We start from the raw sequence: 22,228 nt of genomic DNA on the forward strand, positions 1-22,228 counted from the left end.
GTTCGTGCTAAAGAAAGGGTAGGGTGCAGTGCGATTCACTTCAAGTATAAATGTTTAGGCTTGAAATAAATAACTGCTCTGGATAGCGTCGATGCAAATCCAAAGGGAGGACGCGCAATGAGCGATCCGTATGATCCATCGCGCGAGGGCGCGAAAATGTCCTTCGCACAAGACATGAGTTACGGTGATTATCTGGGCATGGACGCGATCCTTGGAGCTTCGCAGCCCTTGTCGGATGCGCACGACGAGATGTTGTTCATCATCCAGCACCAGACCTCTGAATTGTGGATGCGGCTTATCCTGCATGAAATGCGTGCGGCGCGGGCCTTGATGCTGGCGGGGCAAGCGGATCAGGTGTTCAAGATGCTTGCGCGCGTGGCGCGGATATTTGAGCAACTCAACAATGCGTGGGACGTTTTGCGCACGATGACGCCAAGCGATTACACCACGTTTCGTGAGGCGCTTGGCGCGTCGTCTGGCTTTCAATCGCATCAGTATCGCTTGATTGAATTTATGCTGGGCAACCGCAATCGTGAGATGATGAAAGTGCATGAACACCGTGTGGACCAACATCAAATGCTTGAGGGCGAACTGGCGCAGCCCTCGCTCTATCATGTGGCGTTGCGCGCGCTTGAACAGGGGTTGGACGTACGTTTCGACAGCGATGTGTATCGCATGGATACGCCCCATCAATCCAGCGATGCGGTGATTGAGGCGTGGCTGAAAGTGTACCGCGATCCGCAAAAGCACTGGACGCTTTACGAGATGGCGGAAAAGCTGGTGGACCTTGAGGACTACTTTCGCCGCTGGCGTTTCAACCATGTCACCACAGTCGAGCGGGTGATCGGGTTCAAGCGCGGCACGGGCGGGACCAGCGGCGTAAAGTACCTGCGCCGTATGCTGGAGGTCGAATTGTTTCCAGAGCTATGGCACATGCGCGGCGCGCTCTAGGCTCTGGGTTTGCGTGCTGCCGTGTCCAGTATCAAGCTTACGTCAAGCGCTCTGCGTCGGTGAAGATCGTATCCGCGAAGGTACTTAGGTAAATCTTGAGCCAGGGTGTGTATTGCGCGGGCGTTTCCACAACCAGTCTAGCCAAATCTTCAAACCCGACCCAATCAAAGTCCATGACCTCTTCGGGGTGGGGTTTGATCACGGGTTGGGCTTTGGTGTGCGCAACGAAAATGTCGACGACTTCATGCTCTGTCATTCCCGCGCCGACATCTGCACGATATTCGACCTGGCCGCGAAATTCCGTTGATATGTCGCGAAGGCCAAGCTCTTCGTGCAAGCGGCGCGCGGCGCAGGTTTGTGAGGGTTCGTCCCAGTTTGGGTGTGTGCAACAGGTGTTCGCCCAAAGGCCTGGAGTGTGATATTTGCCCAGCGCACGACGTTGGATCAGAATTTTGCCGTTGCAAATTAGAAAAACTGAAATAGCCTTGTGGCGCAGGCCACGCAAGTGTGCGTCCAGTTTTTCCACAGGTGACAGGACGCCCTCTACCCATGCAGGAATCATGATCGTCATGACGTGTGGCCTAGGCTGCTTGAAGGCGATTAAATTCCGTCAGGATCGTGTGCAACGTGCTTGCTTCATCGTTTGCACGCAGCTTTGCACAAATGCTGGCGTCGCGCATGGTCCGCGAAATCAGTGCGAGCGCTTTGAGGTGCTCCACGCCTGCATCTTCTGGGGCTAACAGACCAAAAAACAGATCGACAGGCTGGCGATCGACGGCGCTGAAATCGATCGGTTTTTCAAGACGCATGAAAACCGCCTTCACAGCATCGAGGCCCGCAATGCGCGCATGTGGAAGCGCGACGCCGTGCCCGACACCCGTAGGCCCAAGTGCTTCGCGATCTTGCAACGCGCGCAGTGTGTCTTCCGCGTCCAGCCCGTGCGCTTGCGCAGCAAGGTCGGCGATAGAATGCAAAAGCATCTTTTTGCTCGAGACCGTCGAGACGAGTTTGACCGCCTCCGGCTTCAAAAGAGCGCCAATATCCATGTGCCTGTACCTTGCTGCACCTGCCAGACGGCAGTGCGTTATCTATTTGGGATCAATCCATCCGATATTCCCGTCGTCACGACGGTATACCACGTTCACACCCTGACTGCCCTCGTTTTTAAAAACGAGAACTGGGGCACCTGCCAGCTCCATGTGCATGACCGCTTCGCCGACCGAAAGAGAAGGAATCTTGGTTTCCATCTCCGCGACGATAACAGGCTGCAATGTCTCTGGCTCTGATTCCACCTCTTCTTGTTCGCTCGCGAGGATATATGAGGAAGCGCCGATGAGTTCAACCGGATCGATGTGGTCTTTGTGATGGTCCTTGAGGCGACGTTTGTATCGCCTGATCTGGGTTTCGATTTTCGAGCAGCACGCATCGAAAGCGGCATATATTTCAGTAGCATGGCCCTTTGCGGAGGCGTTCAGGCCCGAGGAAAGGTGCACAGTCGATTCGCAGACGTATTCATGTGCATCCTTGGAAAAGATGACATTTGCACCCGTTGGGCGACGTCCGTATTTTTCCAGAATTTCGCCAAGCTCGGTTTTCACGTGGATTTGTAGCGCTTCGCCGATGTCGATCTGTTTGCCACTGATTTGGTAACGCATCCTGTCTCCTTCATATTTTGGTACCAACGCACGGCATCCGAAGGGAGCGTGCGGTCCTGATGTCAGGTTTGGTGGACAGAGAATGACGTATTTGCAGATTGCAGACCGCCGGTCCCTGGTGAGACATGAAGCGGCCAAAGATACGAAATCCTGCAAAACATCATACCGTCAGTTGACGACAATCCGGGGCTGGCTGTCAATGAAATCCGAAGGATAGCGACAATAAAGTGATGAGACTTTTTACGAAATTTTAAAGTTGTCGCCAAGATAGACGCGGCGCACGTTTTCATTTTCAACCACATCTTCGGGTGTGCCTGACATGAGAACCTGCCCGTCATGCAAAATATAGGCACGATCTACGATTTCGAGCGTTTCGCGCACGTTGTGATCGGTGATCAACACGCCGATGCCGCGCTTTTTGAGGTCTGCAACAAGATGGCGAATGTCGCCAACTGAAATTGGATCAACACCAGCAAAAGGTTCGTCAAGCAGCAGGTATTTGGGATCAGCCGCCAAACAACGGGCAATTTCGACGCGGCGGCGTTCACCGCCCGAAAGCGCCAGTGCAGGCGCGCTGCGCAGATGTTCGATGGAAAATTCTGATAGCAGCTCTTCTAGCCGCTCGCGTCGTTTTTGGCGATCCTTCAGAGAAATATCGAGGATCGAGGCAATGTTGTCCTCGACGCTCATGCCGCGAAAGATTGACATTTCCTGTGGCAGATAGCCGATGCCGAGCTTGGCGCGGCGGTACATCGGAAGGTTCGTCACATCGCGCCCGTCGATAGAAACGGTGCCGCCTTCAGGATAGACGAGGCCCGCGATTGCGTAAAAGCTCGTGGTCTTGCCAGAGCCGTTAGGCCCAAGCAGTGCGACCACTTCGCCGCGTTCCAGCTTCATGGAAACGTCGCGAATGACCACTTTCTTCTTGTAGCTCTTGCGCAGGTTGTCGATGCGCAGGCCAGAGCCGCCTTCGGTGAGACGTAGATCCGGAGGGCTCATTCGTTGTCGCCGGTTTGTGGGTTGGAGTTGGTCCGCAACAGTGATTTTACGCGCCCGGTCATCAGCGCCGTGCCGTCTTCAAGGTCGATGGTCATTTTGTCGGCGGCAATCGCACTCAAGCGTTGGGTGACAAGAACATTGCCGCGCATAACGATGGTGTCCCCGGCGAGATCATAATCCGCCTCAGCGCCCTCGGCGGCTTCATCGCCTTGAATAAGCGTGACACCGTCACGCGCCTGCATATGCGAAATGCCGCTTTGATCCTCGAGGTAGAACACCTTCACCCAAGGCGCATACATTGTCATCGTGTCCTGCACGACGACGACGTCGCCGGTGAACAGCGCGGTATTCGCATCCTCGTCAATGGCAAGCTGCGCCGAGGTGACGTCGATCGGAGCGTCCGTGTCTTGCTGGCGATCGCCAAAGGCGATGGACGTGCCGCCTGTGGCCTCTTGCGCGTGAAGTGGTACGGCAAAAGTAAGAGGCAGCGCCAAGGACAGCACGAAAAGGATAAGGGAGGTTCTTGTGATCAACTGCACGCGGTTCGCCTATTCATCTTTTTTATTCTCATACACCAAATGCACACCTTGGGTAAAAAGTAAAAGGATGCGGCCGGTTTCATCGTCAGTGCGCACCAACATTTTACCCGCGTTCAGCGTGCCGGGGGGACCATAGCCAGTAATTGCACCAGCTGATTCCCCTTCTATTTTGGACAATAGGGACGACAATTGGCTGGTGCGGATATCATAGCCGTCTGTGGTAAGAATGTGCACATTTCCGCTCAAAACTGCGAGATCCTGGTTCTCATCGACGATTCCTGTGTCGGCGATGATGTTCATAACCTCACCGTTGTCGAGGTTGATGAATGCGTTGACCATCTGTCCGTAGGTCTTGCCGTCGATTAACGGATCGGGACGCGCGGAGCGGGCCGTGACGGACAGGCTTTTGCCACTGGTTGTATTGCCGTCATACTGTGGCTCGCTCAGTTGCGAGCGATCGATCCTGTCGCGAAAGGCTTGATCGGAGAGGGCGATGGCGGCGGTCGGGTCTACTTTGCGCGATAGCATGAACATCATCGACAAAAGCATCAGTGCGAGTAGCGGCAGCGTGACTTTGAGGCCCCTTATGATGCGTGTGTATACGTGATCCCCAAAGGCCATATGTCAACCAAGGCCTGCGCGCAGGCAGTCGTGGATATGCAGCAGGCCTTCAACCTTGCCGCGCTCGTCGGTGACGAAAAGGCAGGTGATCTTGCGCGCGTTCATGATGCCCAGCGCCTCTTCGGCAAGCGCGCCGGCGCGCACTGTGGTCGGCGCTTTGGTTTGCACGTCCGATGCGCGCAGATCAAGAAGCCCGTCCATATGGCGGCGCAAATCGCCGTCGGTGATGATCCCCTCAAGCGTTCCATCTGTGCAGGCGACGCCGACGACGCCAAAGCCCTTTTGCGAGATTTCCAGAAGCGCATCACCCATGCCCGTTTGTGGTGTCACCAGAGGCATCGCATCTCCAGCGTGCATCAGATTGCCCACCAAGGACAGACGCGCGCCCAGTTTTCCGCCCGGGTGGAAGTCGCGGAAATTGGCGGGGGTAAATGCGCGGTGCTCCATCAGCGCGACGGCCATCGCATCGCCCAGCGCTAGGGTCATCGTGGTAGAAGTTGTGGGCACAACGCCTGTGCCGCAGGCTTCCGGCGCGGCAGGCAGAACGATGGCGACATCGGATTGGGTGAGTAGGGTGGACGCGGCATTGCTTGCCACGCCGATCATTGGAATGTTAAAGCGCCGTGTGTGCGCGATCACATCGGCGAGTTCGGGTGTTTCGCCCGAGTTGGACAGCACCAGTGCCACATCGCCTTTTGCCATCATCCCAAGATCGCCGTGGCTGGCTTCGGCAGGATGCACGAAATGCGCGGGCGTGCCGGTGCTGGCGAAAGTCGCGGCAATTTTGCGAGCCACATGGCCCGATTTACCCATGCCGCAAATGATAATGCGCCCTGGTGCATCGAGGATCAATTGAACGGCGGCGGCGAACGGATCACCGATGCCATCGGCCAGAAGGTCAAGCGCATCGGCTTCAATACGGATCACACGGCGCGCGGTTTCGAGAAATTTGGATGTATCAGCCATCAGTGTGAAAAGATGTCCTGTTCAGGCCAGCCCGCAAGATCGAGGCTGGCGCGCATCGGCAGAAAGTCGAAGCAAGCCTGTGCCATCACCATGCGATCCTCGCGGATGAGGCGTTTGTTCAATTCAGTGCGCAAACGGTGAAGATAAAGAACATCGCTAGCCGCATATTCGATCTGCGCTTTGCTTAGCCTTGCAGCGCCCCAATCGCTTGATTGTTGTTGCTTGGAGATATCCACGTTCAGCAATTCTTGCAGCAGGTTCTTGAGGCCGTGACGATCCGTGTAGGTCCGGATCAGCTTGCTGGCGATCTTGGTGCAATAGACTGGCGCGGTGACGATGCCGAAGGTATTTTGCAGTGCTGCGATATCGAAGCGCCCGTAATGGAACAGTTTGAGCACATTGGGATCGCCGAGCATTCTGCAAAGATTGGGAGCCTCGGTCTGTCCTTTGGTCAATTGCACCAAATGCGCATTGCCATCGCCGCCCGACATCTGGATGACGCACAAGCGGTCGCGGTGCGGATGCAGCCCCATCGTTTCGCAATCAATCGCAACAACAGGACCAAGGTCCAGTCCATCGGGAAGATCGTGTTGATAGAGTGTGTTGGTCATGCGTGATCCGATTTAGGTGCCGGCATCAACATAGTGTCATTGCGGCAGTTTTATAAGAGAGCGTTTAGCCCACCTTGGCGTTGCCGCTCACTAATACGCGCAGTGTGGGCAAATTCAAGCCAAGTTCATTACGCGAAAATATGCTTGCGCGCCTAAATTATCGCAGCTTCAAGCAGGTCTGCATCCTCGAAAGCGGCGCTGGTTGGGTCTGCGGCATCCGCCTCGGGATCGCTGAGGGCGAGTATGATATCGTCCACGGCAGAAACTTGGACCATCGTGTCGTCGCGCATGACTTCAAAGGTCAAAAATTCACGCACGACCAGTGCGTCCGTGTCGTCGGCTGCGGTGCGGGTCAGGTCATATATATTGTCTTCGTTTTGATCCCATGGGTCGTCGTAGGTCGGGATGAACCAGTCCTTTAGCGTGACAGCGCCGGTGTACTGCGCCATTTCGAACAGGAACGCGTCTGGGCCGGACAGGGTGTAGGTGAGAGCGCTGGGCATGGGTGGTTCGGGATCTGGCAGATCGCTTGGTGGCGTGCCCTCGTCCTCCGGGTCCATCGGTGGCTCGTCGGGTGCGCCTGGATCATCGCCAGTATCGTCCACCAACGTCAGTACATTTTCGGCAGTTGTCTCAAAGGACATGGCCTGAGTCGTCACGGCGTTACCATCGCTGGATGTGGCGATAAGGGTAATGTCATAGGTGAAATCTTCGTTTGCATCCCAAGCATCCTGCAAGCTGGGCGCGAACCAGTCTTTCGTAGCGACCTGCCCTGACAGCGGGTCCACGTCGAAATAGAAACTGTCGGGCTGATCGCCGAGCGAATAGATCACTTGAGTGACTGGATCGTCATCGGGAACCACAGGATCATCTGGTTCGTTTTCGGGACCCGTGTCATCATCGCTAACAGGAACGCCTGGCGCGTCGAGCAAGGTCAGCACGCCTTCGGAGGTGGTTTGAAAGCGCAGCAATTCAGTGGTCGGCGCGCTACCGTTCAAAGGCGTGGAAATGCGCGTCACATCAAAGATGTAATCCGCATCGGCATCCCATGTGTCTTGCAAGCTCGGGCTGAACCAATTCTTCGTGGTCAAGTCGCCGGTGAGCGGGTCAACTATGAAATAGAAATTGTCGGGGTGATCGCCAAGCGAATAGGTGCTCTGATTCGCAGGGTCATCGCCGCTATCCGGTAGCTCGATAGGATCATCAGGGTCGGGATCATCCGGCGGCAGATCATCCTGCTCGCCCTCTATATAACTCTCGGCGATGTGCTGACGCGTGGTCCAGTCCACAAAAACAGGTAAAAGCGTGCCAAATTCGTCCGTGACGCCGGTATCGTGAGCCGCATAGGCCTGCATGACTTCCAGTGAAAATGCGGCCTCAGCATCCGTGAGGTTGGGTGCAAGTTGATCGGACTGATAATTAACGTAATGGGTGACTTGATAGCCCGTGCCACTGAACTCATCCATCGCTTCCAGCGCGAATTCCGTCGCATGCACGTGATCCGTATGTTCACCCTCTGCATAGTCACCTTCGGCAACTTGAAGGCGAAAGCCCTCGGGATCATGCGCTTCCATCATGCCACTCAGAACATTGACAAGATCTGTTCGGGTATAGCTTGCGTAGCCGTCCACGGTTTCGACGTTCAGGCGGGTTCCATCCTCAAGGCGTGCAAGAGATTGGTAATCGGCAGGGTCTGCGATCGCCCCTGCGCCGTCGGGAATTCGCAGAAAATAAAGCCGCACGTTCGGGGCGCTTTGCAAGTACGAGGAAGTGACGTTGAAACTGCTGCCCGCTTGCTCGATCGTGACGAATTCATCGACCCAATCCTCGGCACCGGCCATCACGGAGTAGGCCGCTTTCGCCCCTGTTTCGCGCCCCTGCCAATACTCCGCATCGCGCCCTGCATCGCCCGCAGTCACGTAAACGATGGTCGAAGTTTCGCCCTGCGAGATTGCGTTGGATATGTCGGGGTTCATGAACAGCAGATCATCATCTACGTGCGCCACGATAGTCATGGTGCCATTTTGATAAAGCACTGGCATGTGCGGACGTTCCAATCACTTGGGGTACTTTCAATGCTCTACCCTAGCGTGTTTCGCGCCTTTAACCTAGGGTGAATTGATTTTGAGCAGAGAGGATTGGGCAAAACTGTTCAAGTGAGCCCCACCACTACCTGTTCGGAATGAGGACGTCTTGGAGATGCAGGTTATCTGCGGTGTCGCGTTGATCAGTCTTGACTGAACGAACTTGACTAAACTTGGTGGTGAGGCGTAGGTGCTCCTCAATTAGAAGGAAGACCTGATATCTTAAGGCGTGTGTTGATTAGGTTGATTTGTGGCGGTAAAATCGTGTCTTTTTATAATTTTGCGAGAAAATCACATGTGGGCTGCGTCAGAATAAGCAGCAGTGCTCGTAATACTTGTAGGATGCGGATTAGCGACTGTTTAAATCTCCACACCTCCTTGGACGTGGCTGTCGCTGCTGCTTTGTCCGACATAGACACATCCCAAAACCTAGCGATGGAATAGTGTTTCACCGCAGCGAAGGACGAAAAAAATGGCAAATAAGACACTCGAACGCGTTGGCACAAAGGGCGTTCAAGTAGATGCGGCCAAAACGTCTACAGCTGATCCGAAACCGGCCCTGATCAATGCGGCACTAGCTGAGGGCGGACCGCAAAGATTGACGTTTACATCTGACAAAGGCGCTGCGCGGTCCACGTGGTTTGCCGCCTTTCTAGTACTCGCCATCGTTGGCTGGATGGGAAGTGGGTTCATCTTCCCGCAAGGGGGTACTGACCCCGTTGTCGTCCGAGAAGAACTGAAACCGGTTGCTGTTGCTGTCACGACGTCGGTGGCTGAAACCGTTACCCAGTTCTATCAGGCCGAGGGCCAAGCGCTTCCCGATCGCGATACGATGATGCGGGCTGAGACTTCTGGTGACATTGCCGAAGTGCTCATCAACAAGGGGGAGAATGTCGCCGCTGGTGATGTCATTGCCCGTTTCGACCCCACAGGGAACCAAGCCGATGCCAACCGCGCTTCTGAGGAGTTGGCACGAGCGCAGCGCGAGTTCGACAATGCGGAGCAGCTTCTTGAAAGGGGGGTCTCTACGGCAGACCGCGTCTCTCAAGCGCGGGCAACCTTGGCCTCGGCGCAAGCGCAAGTCATAGCGGTGAGCCAAGCTGCTGACGCACTCACGATCACCGCACCCTTTGCGGGTCGCGTAGAGACATTGGACCTTGATCAAGGAGAGTTTGTTTCCTCAGGTGACGAAGTTGGCCGTCTGGTTGATATCACGCCACTGACGGTTGCCATTCAGGTGCCACAACAGTCTCTTACGCGTCTGTCGGTAGGCCAACGCGCCAAGGTTCGCTTTATCACTGGCGAGGAACGGGCTGGCGTAGTCACATTTGTAGGCACGTCTGCGGCGTCCGAAACGCGCACATTTCTCGCTGAGATCGAGGTCGAGAACACGGATGGTGCAATTCCCGCAGGTATTTCAGCCGAAGTCATTATCCCGACAGGTGAAGCAACGGCACATTTTTTATCGCCATCAATCGTTTCGCTGAATACCGAAGGGGCTTTGGGCGTTAAGACTGTGAACGGCGACAACGTGGTCGAGTTTTACCCCATTCAAATCGTGAAGGCACAGATTGATGGTATCTGGGTTACGGGCCTGCCCGAAAGCGTGGACGTTATTACCGTCGGTCAAGGCTTCGTCAATGAGGCGGAAACCGTCTCTCCGCGTGCGGGTGAGTAAAGCAAATGAACAGCATCATCGATTTCGCATTCTCCCGCTCACGGGTCGTTGTCATGGCTTTGGTCTTGATCCTGTCGGTCGGCATTTACGCCTACGTTTCGATCCCCAAGGAAGCCAATCCAGAGGTGCCGTTGCCGCTGTTCTATGTCTCAACGGGACTCGACGGAATTAGCCCGACTGATGCAGAACGTTTGCTGCTGGAACCCATGGAGACCGAGTTCGGGTCAATCTCGGGCTTGAAATCCATGAACTCTGACGCGACTGAAGGCTTTGCATCGATACAGCTAGAATTCGAGGCGGGTGGTGACAATCAAGAGGCCTTGGACAAAGTGCGCGAGGCGGCAGATCGCGCACAAGGTGACTTACCCGATGATGCGCGCGACATCACGATCACCGAGATTAACACAGCACTGTTCCCGATTATAACAGCGATCCTTTCCGGCCCCGTACCGGAACGGACACTCAATAGTCTTGCTGAGCAAATGCAGGAAGAAATCGAAGGTCTTGGCGGTGTTCTCGAAGTGGACATTGGCGGGCAACGGTTCGAGTTCCTGGAAGTCCTTATCGACCCTACTGTTTTCCAAACCTACAATCTGTCATTCGACGAATTGATCGGGCAAATCCAGCGCAACAACCGACTTATTGCAGCTGGCGCGATTGAGACCGGATCGGGGCGTATCGTTCTGAAAGTTCCCGGCCTTATCGAGGACCTTGAGGACGTCATGGCAATGCCAGTCAAGGTGCGCGGCGATGCGGTTGTAACGTTTGGGGATGTCGCCACAATCAGGCGCACGTTCGAAGACCCCAACTCATTCGCACGCATCAATGGCCAACCGGCCTTGGCGCTGGAGATCACCAAGCGATCTGGTGCGAACATTATCGACACAGTGGACGACGTGAAAGCTGTGGTAGAGGCGTTGCGCGTTGATTGGCCGGAAAGTGTTGAAATAACTTACCTTCAAGATCAGTCCAAGCAGGTCAAAGACATGCTGAGCGATCTGGAAGCAAACGTGATTGCCGCGGTAATCCTCGTGATGATTGTAATTGTTTTTGCCCTTGGTACACGGTCTGCGATCCTGGTGGGTTTGTCGATTCCCGGTGCGTTTCTGGCAGGTGTCGTGGCCTTGTGGGTGATGGGCTATTCAATGAACATAATTGTTCTCTTTGCCTTGATCCTTGTGGTTGGGATGCTGGTGGATGGGGCGATCGTCACTGCCGAGTTGGCGGATAGAAAGCTACAAGAAGGTGCCGATCCGAAAGAGGCATATTCCTTCGCTGCCAAACGCATGTCATGGCCGATCATTGCATCGACTGCGACGACCCTATCGGTGTTCTTTCCATTGTTGTTCTGGAGCGGCATGGTCGGCGAGTTTATGAAATACCTTCCCATCACCGTGATCCTTACGTTGTCTGCATCCCTTTTCATGGCGTTGATCTTCATTCCGGTCATGGGCGGGCTGATTGGCAAGCGGCCGCCGCAAACTGCTAAGGCGAAAGCCGCGTTTCACGCTGCCGAAATTGGCGATCCGCGCGAGATGGGCGGATTTACAGGCGCCTACGTCCGTTTGCTGGAAAAAGCTATCACGCGGCCGGCCGCGACGCTCTTGTTGGCAATCGCGTTGTTGCTGGGCGGGTTTGGTGCATATGGGCAATTCGGCAAAGGCGTCAGTTTCTTCCCGTCGATCGAACCCGATTTCATGCAGGTGCAAGTCCGCGCCCGCGATAATTTTTCCATTTTCGAACGTGATGCGTTGGTGCGTGCGGTTGAAGAACGCCTTCTCGGCTATGACGAGATCGCTAGTATTTATGCGCGATCCATGATGTCGGCAGGGCAAGGCGACGAGGAAACCATTGGCACATTGCAGTTGGAATTGATGCCCTGGGATACCCGCCGCACTGCCGCTGAGATCGGTGTGGATATCCGCGAAAGCGTCTCTGACATTGCAGGTATTGACGTTCAGGTTCAGACTGAAAGTGGGGGCCCAGTAGCGGGTAAACCCGTGAATCTAAAAATTACGGCCCGCAATCCCGATGTGCAGAACGAAACAATCCAGCAAATTCGTGATATTATGGATCGCATCGGTGGATTTACCGATGTGACGGACACGCGTCCTGTGCCGGGCGTCGAAGTGTCGATCCTTGTGAACCGCGCTGAAGCTGCTCGTTTTGGAGCTGATGTGAGTTTGCTGGGCCAAGCGGTGCAGTTGCTGACCCAAGGTATAACCGTAGCTGACTATCGTCCTGATGATATTGATGGATCTCTCGATATTCGAGTGCGGTTCCCTCGCGAAGAGCGATCCCTTGCGGAGCTGGCAAGTTTGCGTGTTCCGACCAGCTCTGGTCTTGTTCCAATTTCGAATTTCGTGACCTTTGCCCCGGCCGAGCGTACAGGTGTGATCCGACGCATCGACGAAAAGCGCGTGGCGACGATTGAAGCCAACGTTGCGCCTGGCGTGCTGGTAAACGATCAGGTCATCGCCCTGACCGCTGCGTTGAATGGGGCTGATTTGCCCGAAGGCGTGGCCTTCAGCTTCGCGGGCGAAGCAGAGGACCAGCAAGAAAGCATGATCTTTCTAGTCGGTGCGTTCATCACGGCGATCTTCCTGATGTTCGTGATTCTAGTGCTCCAGTTCAACAACTTCTTCCAAGCGTTTGTCGTAATGTCGGCGATCATATTCTCTATCGCAGGGGTTCTGCTTGGCTTGATCGTCACAGGCCGCCCGTTCGGGATCGTCATGGGGGGTATCGGTGTGATTGCCTTGGCGGGCATCGTGGTAAACAACAATATCGTATTGATTGACACCTACAATGATCTGAAACGCTTAGGCCAATCCCCGCTGGAGGCCGCACTTCGCACCGGCGCACAGCGTCTGCGGCCTGTGGTCCTGACATCCGTTACGACGGCCTTGGGTCTCATGCCAATGGTTATCGGTGTAAATCTGAACTTCTTCACGCGCGAGATCGTCTACGGCGCCCCCTCAACCCAATGGTGGACCGAATTATCATCGGCGATCGCAGGAGGTTTGGTCATCGCGACCGTTCTCACGCTCGTGGTCACGCCCGCGATGTTGATGCTTGGCGAGAAGAGGCGCTCTCGCGGAGTATCACAACGACTGCTGGTTCCGGCAGAGTGAATTATAACCCGCGTGGGCGCGTGCATGCTGGCTAGAAAATCGGGGCGGTGGATTTTGATGCAATCAGGCAAAGACTGCAGTGAGCCACCTCACCAGCTTGTTTGTGTGCCCAATTTCTGGCCACGGTTTGATCTATCAGGTCAGCCGAGCGTGACGTGTTAAGCTTAAGAATGCCTGGATCTAATTTTTGTTGGGGAAGAGGAGATATTTGGTGCCCAGGAGAGGACTCGAACCTCCACATCCTTGCGAATACTAGCACCTGAAGCTAGCGCGTCTACCATTCCGCCACCTGGGCAGGTGGTTGTTCGCCGGATTTAGACTTGGGTGCCCATAGTGTCAACGAGATTCGCCTCGGAAATCGACACTCTTGCATCATCAATTTCACGTTTAATCCAAAATCCAGCATGTTTCGCCCAAAATGCCACGGATAAGCGTCTTGCCCGTGCGCGCGGGGGTGGGTACATCTGCACCAAGCATTAGACAAAGGATTACGTGCATGTCCAAACTTGTCACGATCTACGGCGGCTCCGGTTTCGTGGGCCGCTACATCGCCCGACGCATGGCGAAAGAAGGCTGGCGCGTGCGCGTTGCGGTCCGTCGCCCGAACGAGGCGATGTTCGTCAAGCCCTACGGTACGGTCGGCCAAGTCGAACCTGTGCTGTGCAATATTCGCGACGACGCATCCGTTGCTGCGGTGATGCAAGGTGCGGATGCTGTGGTGAATTGCGTGGGTCTTTTGACGCAAAACGGTAAAAATAAGTTTGATGCCGTACAGGCGGAAGGTGCCGGCCGTGTGGCGCGTGCCGCCGCAGCTGCTGGTATCGATACGATGGTGCAGATTTCTGCGATTGGTGCGGATGCGGACGCTGCTAGTGATTACGCGCGTACCAAAGCGCTGGGCGAAGCCAATGTGCTAGAGCATATGCCAAACGCCATGATCCTGCGTCCCTCGATCGTGTTTGGTGCGGAGGATCAGTTCTTCAACCGTTTCGCTTCCATGTCGCGCGTTGGCCCCGTCCTGCCTGCGATTGGCGCGGATACAAAGTTTCAGCCTGTCTATGTAGATGATGTTGCTGCCGCTGCTGTAAAAGGCGTGCTGGGAGAAGCGCACGGTGTATATGAACTCGGTGGGCCTGACGTGAACACGTTCCGCGAGTTGCTGCAAGAGATGCTTCATGTGGTGCAGCGTCGCCGTTTGATCCTGAACATCCCCTTCCCGATTGCGCGCCTTATGGCGTTCGGGTTTGATGTGCTGGAGATGGCGACGCTTGGCTTAATTAAAAATCCGGCTGCAACACGCGATCAGGTGAAGAACCTGCGCCTTGATAATGTCGTGTCCGAGGGCGCTAAAGGCTTCGCCGATCTGGGTATCGTCCCGACCGCGCTTGAAGCTGTTCTGCCCGACTACCTCTATCGCTTCCGCCCGTCCGGTCAGTACGCTGCGATCAAGGATTCAGCGAAGAACTTGAGGGCTTAAGCAGAAGTTAGAACTTTCGAAAAGGCGGCCCTTTTGGGCCGCCTTTTTTACGAGCTGTGCCCGATCCAAATTAGCACAATGCCCAGCACCACGCGATAGATCACATAGGGCGTAAAGCTCACTGATTTTAACAAGCGCATCATTAATGTCAGTGCCAGCATTGCAGCAACAAACGCGAAGACGGCGGCAATGGCCCCATCGCGGGCGAGGGCGGCATCTGCATTTGCAGCGACTTCCACGGCAAGCAAAGTGCCGCCCGCAAGGATCGTCGGGATCGACATGAGCATCGCGATCTTGGCGGCGTCCTCGCGTGCGTAGCCAAGATAGCGAGCGGCGGTGATCGTGATGCCGGAGCGCGACGTGCCAGGGATCAACGCAATGGCTTGCCATAGCCCCATGATGATTGTGTCCTTCAGGTTCCAATCCCCAGCAACCTTCGCTGTCGGTCCTTTTTGATCTGCCCAATAAAGAACAAGACCGAAGATCAGCATTGTCCAGCCAATCACCGTGATCGAGCGCATGGCATCATCGATGCCTGTGATTTTGAGAAGCAAGCCAAAGAGGATTACAGGAATCGTTGCGATCATCAGCAGAAAGGCGAGTTTCGCACCCGGGTCCTCCAGCTTGCCGCTCAGCATTTTCGGGATGCCGAGCAGGGCAAGGCGTACATCGCGCCAAAAATAGATCACCACAGCGAAGAGCGTGCCAACGTGAACAGCCACGTCGATGACCTGGCCTTGGTCCTTCATCCCCGTGAGGCTGGGCAATAGGATGAGGTGGCCAGAGGAAGAGACTGGCAAGAATTCGGTGATGCCTTGGATGATCGCCACGAGTAAAAGGTAAAAGAGGGACATATGTGTTTCCTGAAATTTCTATTCGCAGCCCTAACGCAGAGCGATTCGTGAGGGAAGAGAGAGGTTGGTTCCGTATCGGACCTTTAATTTTGATTTGAAGTGCGATTAGTGCGGAGGGCACGGTGAAATTTAACTATTTAGGTAACTCTTTCTGACTTTTATTTCGAAATGACTTTGGCTAAACAATCCTGACCGGGTCTGTGCCGGATTTATAGGAGTGCTAGATCATGGCAAAGCAGCCAATGCTGAAATTCATCTCGGTCGAGCGTGATATGCCGATCAAACGCGCGCCTGATCTGCGGAACAAGGATTTCGGCGAGATTTACGCTGAATACGCGAGCGACAAAGCCAAAGAGCAATCCAGCCGCTGTTCGCAATGTGGTGTGCCTTATTGCCAGACGCATTGCCCGCTGCACAACAACATCCCCGACTGGCTGCGCCTCACGGCGGAGGGTCGCTTGCAGGAGGCCTATGAGCTGTCGCAAGCGACGAACACTTTCCCTGAAATTTGTGGGCGTATCTGTCCGCAGGATCGGCTGTGCGAAGGCAATTGCGTTATCGAAAGCTCTGGCCATGGCACGGTCACCATCGGCTCTGTCGAGAAGTACATCACAGATACGGCGTGGGAGAACGGTTGGGTCAAAGCGATCAAGCCCGCTTGTGAGCGAACAGAAAGCGTTGGCATCATTGGCGCGGGCCCCGGTGGATTGGCTGCCGCTGACGTTCTGCGCCGCCAAGGTGTGCAGGTCACGATCTACGACCGCTATGATCGAGCGGGCGGTTTGTTGACCTACGGCATTCCCGGTTTCAAGCTGGAAAAAGACGTGGTCATGCGCCGCAATGATCAACTGGCTGAGGGTGGCGTGACCTTCAAGCTGAATTGCAACATTGGCACGGATATCTCGTTCGAGGACATCCAGGCGGCCCATAACGCGGTGATTATCGCGACTGGCGTTTACAAAACCCGCGACCTTGCTGGCCCGGGTTCCGGCGCGGCGGGGATTGAGCGCGCGATTGATTATTTGACGGCGTCGAACCGCAAAAGTTTCGGTGATGCTGTGCCTGAATTTGACAGCGGTCAGCTGGATGCCAAGGGCAAAAAGGTCGTCGTGATCGGCGGAGGTGATACTGCGATGGACTGTGTGCGCACGGCAATCCGTCAGGGTGCGACGTCGGTCAAGTGTCTCTATCGCCGCGACAAGGCGAACATGCCGGGCAGCCAGCGTGAAGTCCAGAACGCCGAGGAAGAGGGCGTGGTGTTCGAATGGCTCTCTGCGCCGAAAGGTTTCACCGAAGCAGGCGGCAAAGTCGCTGGTGTGATGGTGCAGAAAATGCGCTTAGGCGCGCCGGATATGACGGGCCGCCAAGCACCCGAAGTGATCGAGGGTGCAGACTACGTCGAAGAGGCGGACATCGTGATTAAAGCGTTGGGCTTTGAACCTGAAGACCTGCCGAAACTTTGGGGCGTCGAGGGCCTTGAGGTCACGCGCTGGGGCACTGTCAAAGCCGCCTTCACGACAGGTGCGACCGATATGCCCGGCGTCTATGCCGTTGGCGACATCGTGCGCGGTGCGTCCTTGGTGGTTTGGGCGATCAAAGACGGCCGTGATTGCGCCGAGGCGATTCTTGATCAGTTGAATGCAAGCGCAGCAGTGGCCGCTGAATGAGCGCGTTGAGCCCGATCGAGGGACGCTGCATGTGCGGCGATGTCACCGTGCAAGCTACGATGGTGGATCCGATCATGCGCGCGTGTCGCTGCGATATGTGCCGCCAGCATACATCAAGTATGTTCCTCTCCTTGACTGTGGACGAGGGTAGCCTTGTGTTTGACGGGCCGGTGAAAACCTACCGCTCAAGCGAATGGGCAGAGCGCGGGTTTTGCGAAACCTGCGGATCAACGCTGTTTTATGGCACGATTGGAGACGGTGTGCGCCGCCCCGCGGCAGGCCTGTTCAAGGACGCGGCAGGAGCGATGCTGACGGGGGAGTATTTCACCGACAATGCCCCAAGCTATGAGCTCAGTGGCACGCACACCAAGATGACGACAAAAGAAACACTTGCACTTTTCGCACCCGAGTTAGGAGAAAACCAATGACCAAGTATGATGCTGATTGGGTGAAGAACGAAGAAGCCAAGCGCGCGTATATGGCCGAGAACGGCCTTTACAACGATAGCGAAGAGCATAGCTCTTGCGGCGTTGGCCTTGTGGTGTCCATTGACGGCAAGCCGTCGCGCAAAGTGGTTGAATCCGGTATCGACGCGCTGAAAGCGATCTGGCATCGTGGCGCTGTTGACGCAGATGGCAAGACCGGCGATGGCGCTGGCATCCACGTGCAAATACCCGTGTCCTTTTTCTACGATCAGATCGAGCGCACAGGCCACACGCCGCGCAAGAACGAGTTGATGGCGATTGGCCAAGTCTTCCTGCCGCGCACAAACTTTGGCGCGCAGGAAACCTGCCGAACCATCGTTGAATCCGAAGTGCTGCGCATGGGCTATTACATTTATGGTTGGCGCCATGTGCCCGTGGACATCACTTGTCTTGGCGAAAAGGCCAATGCGACCCGCCCCGAGATCGAGCAGATCCTGATCTCCAATTCCAAGGGCGTCGATGAAGAGACGTTCGAGCGCGAGCTATACGTGATCCGTCGCCGCATCGAAAAGGCGGCAGCGGCTGCGAATGTCGGCCAGCTATATATTGCGTCGCTCTCGTGCCGCTCCGTGATCTACAAAGGAATGATGCTGGCCGAGCAGGTCGCCGTGTTCTACCCCGATCTTATGGATGAACGCTTCGAGAGTGCGTTTGCGATCTATCACCAGCGCTATTCCACGAATACCTTTCCGCAGTGGTGGCTTGCCCAGCCGTTCCGCATGTTGGCGCATAACGGCGAAATCAACACGCTCAAGGGCAACGTAAACTGGATGAAAAGCCATGAAATCCGCATGGCGTCCGGTACGTTCGGCGATATGGCCGAAGATATCAAACCGATTATTCCGGGCGGCTCTTCGGATTCCGCTGCGCTGGATTCAGTGTTCGAGGTTCTGGTGCGCGCGGGGCGCAATGCACCGATGGCCAAGACGATGCTTGTACCTGAGTCGTGGTCCAAACAGGCGGTGGAACTGCCGCAAAGTTGGCGCGATATGTATTCCTATTGCAACTCCGTGATGGAGCCTTGGGATGGTCCTGCCGCGCTTGCCATGACCGATGGTCGCTGGGTTTGTGCGGGCCTTGATCGCAACGGTCTGCGCCCGATGCGCTACGTGGTGACAGGCGATGGCCTTTTAATCGCCGGATCAGAGGCCGGCATGGTGCCGATCGACGAGGCCACAGTCGTCGAGAAAGGTGCGCTTGGACCGGGCCAGATTTTGGCCGTGGATATGCAGGCGGGCAAGCTGTTCCGCGATACGGAAATCAAGGATCAACTGGCCGCATCCCAGCCGTTCGGCGAATGGGTCGGCAAGATCAACGAATTGGATGAACAACTGGCCGCTGTCACCGAAAAGGCGATCTATTCCGGCGGCGAGTTGCGCAAACGCCAGATCGCGGCGGGTTACACGATTGAAGAATTGGAGCAAATCCTTGCCCCGATGGCGGAGGACGGCAAGGAAACGCTGGCCTCTATGGGCGATGATACGCCCTCGGCTGTGCTGTCCAAAAAGTACCGCCCGTTGAGCCATTTCTTCCGTCAAAATTTTTCGCAGGTCACGAACCCGCCGATTGATTCCTTGCGCGAATTTCGCGTGATGAGCCTCAAGACGCGCTTTGGCAACCTCAAGAATGTGCTGGACGAAAGCTCGGCCCAGACGGAAATTCTGGTGCTCGACAGCCCCTTCGTGGGCAATGCGCAATTTGAAGAATTGATGCAGAACTTCAATGCGGACCGCGTCGATATCGATTGCTCGTTCGAGCGCGGCAAAGGCGCGCTGCAAGCTGGCCTTGAACGTATTCGCGCCGAGGCGGAGGATGCCGTGCGCTCTGGTGCGGGTCACATCGTTCTGACCGATCAAGGACAGGGCGAGGGCCGCGTCGGCATGCCGATGATCCTTGCGACATCAGCGGTGCACAGCCACCTCACGCGCAAGGGTTTGCGCACCTTCTGCTCGCTCAACGTGCGCGCGGCAGAGTGTATCGATCCCCATTATTTCGCGGTTCTGGTCGGCTGCGGCGCAACTGTTGTGAACGCCTATCTGGCCGAGGATTCCCTCGCTGATCGCATTGAACGCGGTTTGCTGGATTGCTCCCTGACCGAAGCTGTCGCGCGCTACCGCGAGGCGATTGATCAGGGCTTGCTCAAAATAATGGCGAAGATGGGTATTTCTGTTGTTTCATCCTATCGCGGTGGTCTGAATTTCGAGGCGGTGGGCCTGTCGCGCGCCATGTGCGCCGAGTTCTTCCCCGGCATGACGTCACGCATTAGCGGCATTGGTGTCACGGGTATTCAGCATAAGGCCGAAGAAGTGCATGCCCTTGGCTGGCAAGGTGGCCGCGATGTTCTGCCGATTGGCGGCTTTTACAAAGCGCGCAAAACTGGCGAAACCCACGCGTGGGAAGCGCAGTCGATGCATATGCTTCAAACCGCGTGCAACACCGGCTCTTTCCAGATGTGGAAGAACTATTCGGCGAAAATGCAAAGCAATCCGCCGATCCACTTACGCGATTTGCTGGCGATCAAGCCGATGGGCGCGGCGATCAATGTGGACGAAGTGGAAAGCGTCACAGCGATCCGCAAGCGTTTCGTAACGCCCGGCATGTCGCTTGGTGCTTTGTCCCCCGAGGCGCACAAGACGCTCAACGTCGCAATGAATCGCATTGGGGCACGCTCTGATAGCGGGGAGGGCGGCGAAGATCCGGCACATTTCGTACCAGAGCCGAATGGCGATAACCCGAGCGCCAAGATCAAGCAGGTGGCATCCGGTCGCTTCGGCGTAACGGCTGAATATCTGAACCAATGCGAAGAGCTGGAGATCAAGGTCGCACAGGGTGCCAAGCCCGGTGAGGGTGGTCAGCTTCCGGGCATGAAGGTCACAGACCTGATTGCACGTCTGCGTCACTCGACCAAAGGCGTGACGCTGATTTCACCACCGCCCCATCACGATATCTATTCCATCGAAGACCTCGCGCAGCTGATCTATGATCTCAAGCAGATCAATCCGCGCTGCAAAGTGACGGTCAAGTTGGTTGCTTCGTCGGGCGTCGGCACGATTGCGGCTGGTGTGGCCAAAGCAAAGGCCGATGTGATCCTGATTTCAGGTCACAATGGTGGCACGGGCGCATCGCCTGCGACCTCGATCAAATATGCGGGTTTGCCGTGGGAAATGGGCCTGACCGAAGCGCATCAAGTTCTTGCGATGAACAACCTGCGGGATCGTATCACCCTGCGCACAGACGGTGGTTTGCGCACAGGCCGTGATATCGTCATGGCCGCAATGCTGGGCGCTGAAGAATATGGCATCGGCACTGCTGCTCTGATCGCGATGGGCTGCATCATGGTGCGTCAGTGCCAGTCCAACACATGCCCCGTTGGCGTGTGTACGCAGGACGACGCGCTGCGCGCCAAGTTCACGGGCAACGCAGATAAGGTTGTCAATCTGATCACTTTCTATGCACAAGAAGTGCGCGAAGTGCTCGCCTCTATCGGGGCGCGCTCCATGGATGACGTGATTGGACGTGCGGACCTTCTGCACCAAGTCAGCCGCGGCTCTGCGCACCTTGATGATCTTGATCTCAACCCGCTGCTTATCACCGTCGATGGCGCTGCGGATATTGTCTATGATCGCGCGCGCCCACGCACACCTGTGCCTGACACGCTCGATGCCGAGATTGTGCGCGACGCTGCGCGCTTCTTGGAGGACGGTGAAAAAATGCAGCTGAGCTACGCGATCCAGAACACGCACCGCACGGTTGGCACGCGCGTCTCCAGCCATATCGTGAAGAAATTCGGTATGCGTAACTCGCTTCAGCCGGATCATTTGACGGTTCATCTGAAAGGTTCTGCGGGTCAATCACTTGGTGCCTTTGCAGCGCCTGGTCTGAAACTGGAAGTCAGCGGCGATGCCAATGATTACGTGGGCAAGGGTCTGTCTGGTGGCACAATCGTCGTGCGTCCGCCCATGGCCAGTAAACTGAAAGCGTCCGAGAATACAATCATCGGCAACACAGTGCTTTATGGGGCAACCGATGGCTTCCTCTTTGCCGCGGGTCGCGCAGGCGAGCGGTTCGCGGTTCGCAATTCTGGTGCGCATGTTGTGATCGAGGGCTGTGGCTCTAACGGTTGCGAATATATGACTGGCGGCGTTGCTGTGATCCTTGGCTCGATTGGTGCGAACTTCGGTGCGGGCATGACGGGGGGGATGGCTTATTTATACGACCCAGACGGCCTTGCGCATAAGCTGATGAATCACGAAACGCTGGTCACTTGTGCTGTGATGACCGCACATTGGGAACGTCAGTTGAAATCGCTCGTCGAGCGTCATTTGGCTGAAACGGGTAGCCGCAAAGCAGAAGAGTTGCTGCAACATTGGGACTTGGAGCTGCAAAATTTTGTGCAAATCTGCCCAATCGAAATGCTGAACAAGATTCCGCATCCGCTTGGTATTGAAGAAACCGCTGTTCCTGCGGAGTAAGCGCAACTGAAATTATAAAAACGCCCGAAGCAGTG

At 55.7% G+C, this 22,228-nt stretch carries 17 protein-coding genes and 1 tRNA gene; 7 read left to right on the forward strand and 11 right to left on the reverse strand.

Annotated features, from left to right (window positions below; genetic code table 11):
- Window positions 1-117 precede the first annotated feature (117 nt).
- Window positions 118-951, forward strand: a complete 834-nt coding sequence (locus tag B9P63_RS05235) for a tryptophan 2,3-dioxygenase (RefSeq protein ID WP_085307512.1) — start codon at window positions 118-120, stop codon at window positions 949-951.
- A gap of 37 nt (window positions 952-988) precedes the next feature.
- On the opposite strand, the gene idi is transcribed toward B9P63_RS05235, so the two are convergent.
- The 9 genes from idi to B9P63_RS05280 form a co-directional block, all read right to left on the reverse strand.
- On the reverse strand, window positions 989-1,522 hold the full coding sequence (idi, locus tag B9P63_RS05240; RefSeq protein WP_085307513.1) for an isopentenyl-diphosphate Delta-isomerase: 534 nt from the start codon (window positions 1,520-1,522) through the stop codon (window positions 989-991).
- Between the two features lie 10 nt (window positions 1,523-1,532).
- A complete protein-coding gene (locus tag B9P63_RS05245; protein ID WP_085307514.1) occupies window positions 1,533-1,997 on the reverse strand; it encodes a PTS sugar transporter subunit IIA in 465 nt (154 codons plus the stop codon).
- Window positions 1,998-2,039: 42 nt separating this feature from the next.
- On the reverse strand, window positions 2,040-2,606 hold the full coding sequence (gene hpf, locus B9P63_RS05250) for a ribosome hibernation-promoting factor, HPF/YfiA family (protein WP_085307515.1): 567 nt from the start codon (window positions 2,604-2,606) through the stop codon (window positions 2,040-2,042).
- 240 nt (window positions 2,607-2,846) lie between these two features.
- The gene (gene lptB, locus B9P63_RS05255) at window positions 2,847-3,605 is read right to left on the reverse strand and encodes an LPS export ABC transporter ATP-binding protein (protein WP_085307516.1); all 759 of its coding nucleotides are present in this window, start codon (window positions 3,603-3,605) and stop codon (window positions 2,847-2,849) included.
- Window positions 3,602-4,144 (reverse strand): LptA/OstA family protein, encoded by a 543-nt coding sequence (locus tag B9P63_RS05260; protein ID WP_245830557.1) that lies wholly within the window; start codon window positions 4,142-4,144, stop codon window positions 3,602-3,604. The genes lptB and B9P63_RS05260 overlap by 4 nt, the downstream gene beginning before the upstream one ends.
- A gap of 9 nt (window positions 4,145-4,153) precedes the next feature.
- Complete coding sequence (gene lptC, locus B9P63_RS05265; protein WP_085307517.1) at window positions 4,154-4,765, reverse strand: LPS export ABC transporter periplasmic protein LptC; 612 nt, start codon at window positions 4,763-4,765, stop codon at window positions 4,154-4,156.
- Between the two features lie 3 nt (window positions 4,766-4,768).
- Window positions 4,769-5,731, reverse strand: coding sequence for a KpsF/GutQ family sugar-phosphate isomerase (locus B9P63_RS05270; protein WP_085307518.1), 963 nt, complete (start codon window positions 5,729-5,731; stop codon window positions 4,769-4,771).
- The gene (locus tag B9P63_RS05275) at window positions 5,731-6,342 is read right to left on the reverse strand and encodes a ribonuclease D (protein ID WP_085307519.1); all 612 of its coding nucleotides are present in this window, start codon (window positions 6,340-6,342) and stop codon (window positions 5,731-5,733) included. Before B9P63_RS05275 ends, B9P63_RS05270 begins: the two co-directional genes overlap by 1 nt.
- A 152-nt stretch (window positions 6,343-6,494) precedes the next feature.
- The gene (locus B9P63_RS05280; protein ID WP_085307520.1) at window positions 6,495-8,384 is read right to left on the reverse strand and encodes a PIG-L family deacetylase; all 1,890 of its coding nucleotides are present in this window, start codon (window positions 8,382-8,384) and stop codon (window positions 6,495-6,497) included.
- Between the two features lie 514 nt (window positions 8,385-8,898).
- On the opposite strand from B9P63_RS05280, the gene B9P63_RS05285 reads away from it, so the two are divergent.
- Together B9P63_RS05285 and B9P63_RS05290 are read left to right on the forward strand one after the other, a co-directional pair.
- Window positions 8,899-10,104 (forward strand): efflux RND transporter periplasmic adaptor subunit, encoded by a 1,206-nt coding sequence (locus B9P63_RS05285; RefSeq protein WP_085307521.1) that lies wholly within the window; start codon window positions 8,899-8,901, stop codon window positions 10,102-10,104.
- 5 nt (window positions 10,105-10,109) lie between these two features.
- Window positions 10,110-13,238, forward strand: coding sequence for an efflux RND transporter permease subunit (locus tag B9P63_RS05290; RefSeq protein ID WP_085307522.1), 3,129 nt, complete (start codon window positions 10,110-10,112; stop codon window positions 13,236-13,238).
- A 209-nt stretch (window positions 13,239-13,447) separates the two neighbouring features.
- Here the strand turns inward: B9P63_RS05290 and B9P63_RS05295 are convergent.
- A tRNA-Leu gene (locus B9P63_RS05295) sits at window positions 13,448-13,533 on the reverse strand.
- 201 nt (window positions 13,534-13,734) lie between these two features.
- Between B9P63_RS05295 and B9P63_RS05300 the strand changes: the two genes are divergently transcribed.
- Complete coding sequence (locus tag B9P63_RS05300) at window positions 13,735-14,715, forward strand: complex I NDUFA9 subunit family protein (protein ID WP_085307523.1); 981 nt, start codon at window positions 13,735-13,737, stop codon at window positions 14,713-14,715.
- Between the two features lie 47 nt (window positions 14,716-14,762).
- Here the strand turns inward: B9P63_RS05300 and B9P63_RS05305 are convergent, their stop codons facing one another.
- On the reverse strand, window positions 14,763-15,569 hold the full coding sequence (locus B9P63_RS05305; RefSeq protein WP_085307524.1) for an undecaprenyl-diphosphate phosphatase: 807 nt from the start codon (window positions 15,567-15,569) through the stop codon (window positions 14,763-14,765).
- 227 nt (window positions 15,570-15,796) lie between these two features.
- On the opposite strand from B9P63_RS05305, the gene B9P63_RS05310 reads away from it, so the two are divergent.
- The 3 genes from B9P63_RS05310 to gltB are packed head-to-tail and all read left to right on the forward strand — an operon-like array spanning window position 15,797 to window position 22,193.
- Window positions 15,797-17,236, forward strand: a complete 1,440-nt coding sequence (locus B9P63_RS05310) for an NAD(P)-dependent oxidoreductase (RefSeq protein ID WP_085307525.1) — start codon at window positions 15,797-15,799, stop codon at window positions 17,234-17,236.
- Window positions 17,233-17,664, forward strand: coding sequence for a GFA family protein (locus B9P63_RS05315; RefSeq protein ID WP_085307526.1), 432 nt, complete (start codon window positions 17,233-17,235; stop codon window positions 17,662-17,664). Before B9P63_RS05310 ends, B9P63_RS05315 begins: the two co-directional genes overlap by 4 nt.
- Window positions 17,661-22,193: a glutamate synthase large subunit gene (gene gltB, locus B9P63_RS05320; protein WP_085307527.1), complete on the forward strand. Its 4,533-nt coding sequence runs from the start codon at window positions 17,661-17,663 to the stop codon at window positions 22,191-22,193. The genes B9P63_RS05315 and gltB overlap by 4 nt, the downstream gene beginning before the upstream one ends.
- Window positions 22,194-22,228 lie beyond the last annotated feature (35 nt).

This window comes from Planktotalea arctica, assembly GCF_002105285.1.
GTDB classification, from domain to species: Bacteria; Pseudomonadota; Alphaproteobacteria; order Rhodobacterales; family Rhodobacteraceae; genus Planktotalea; species Planktotalea arctica.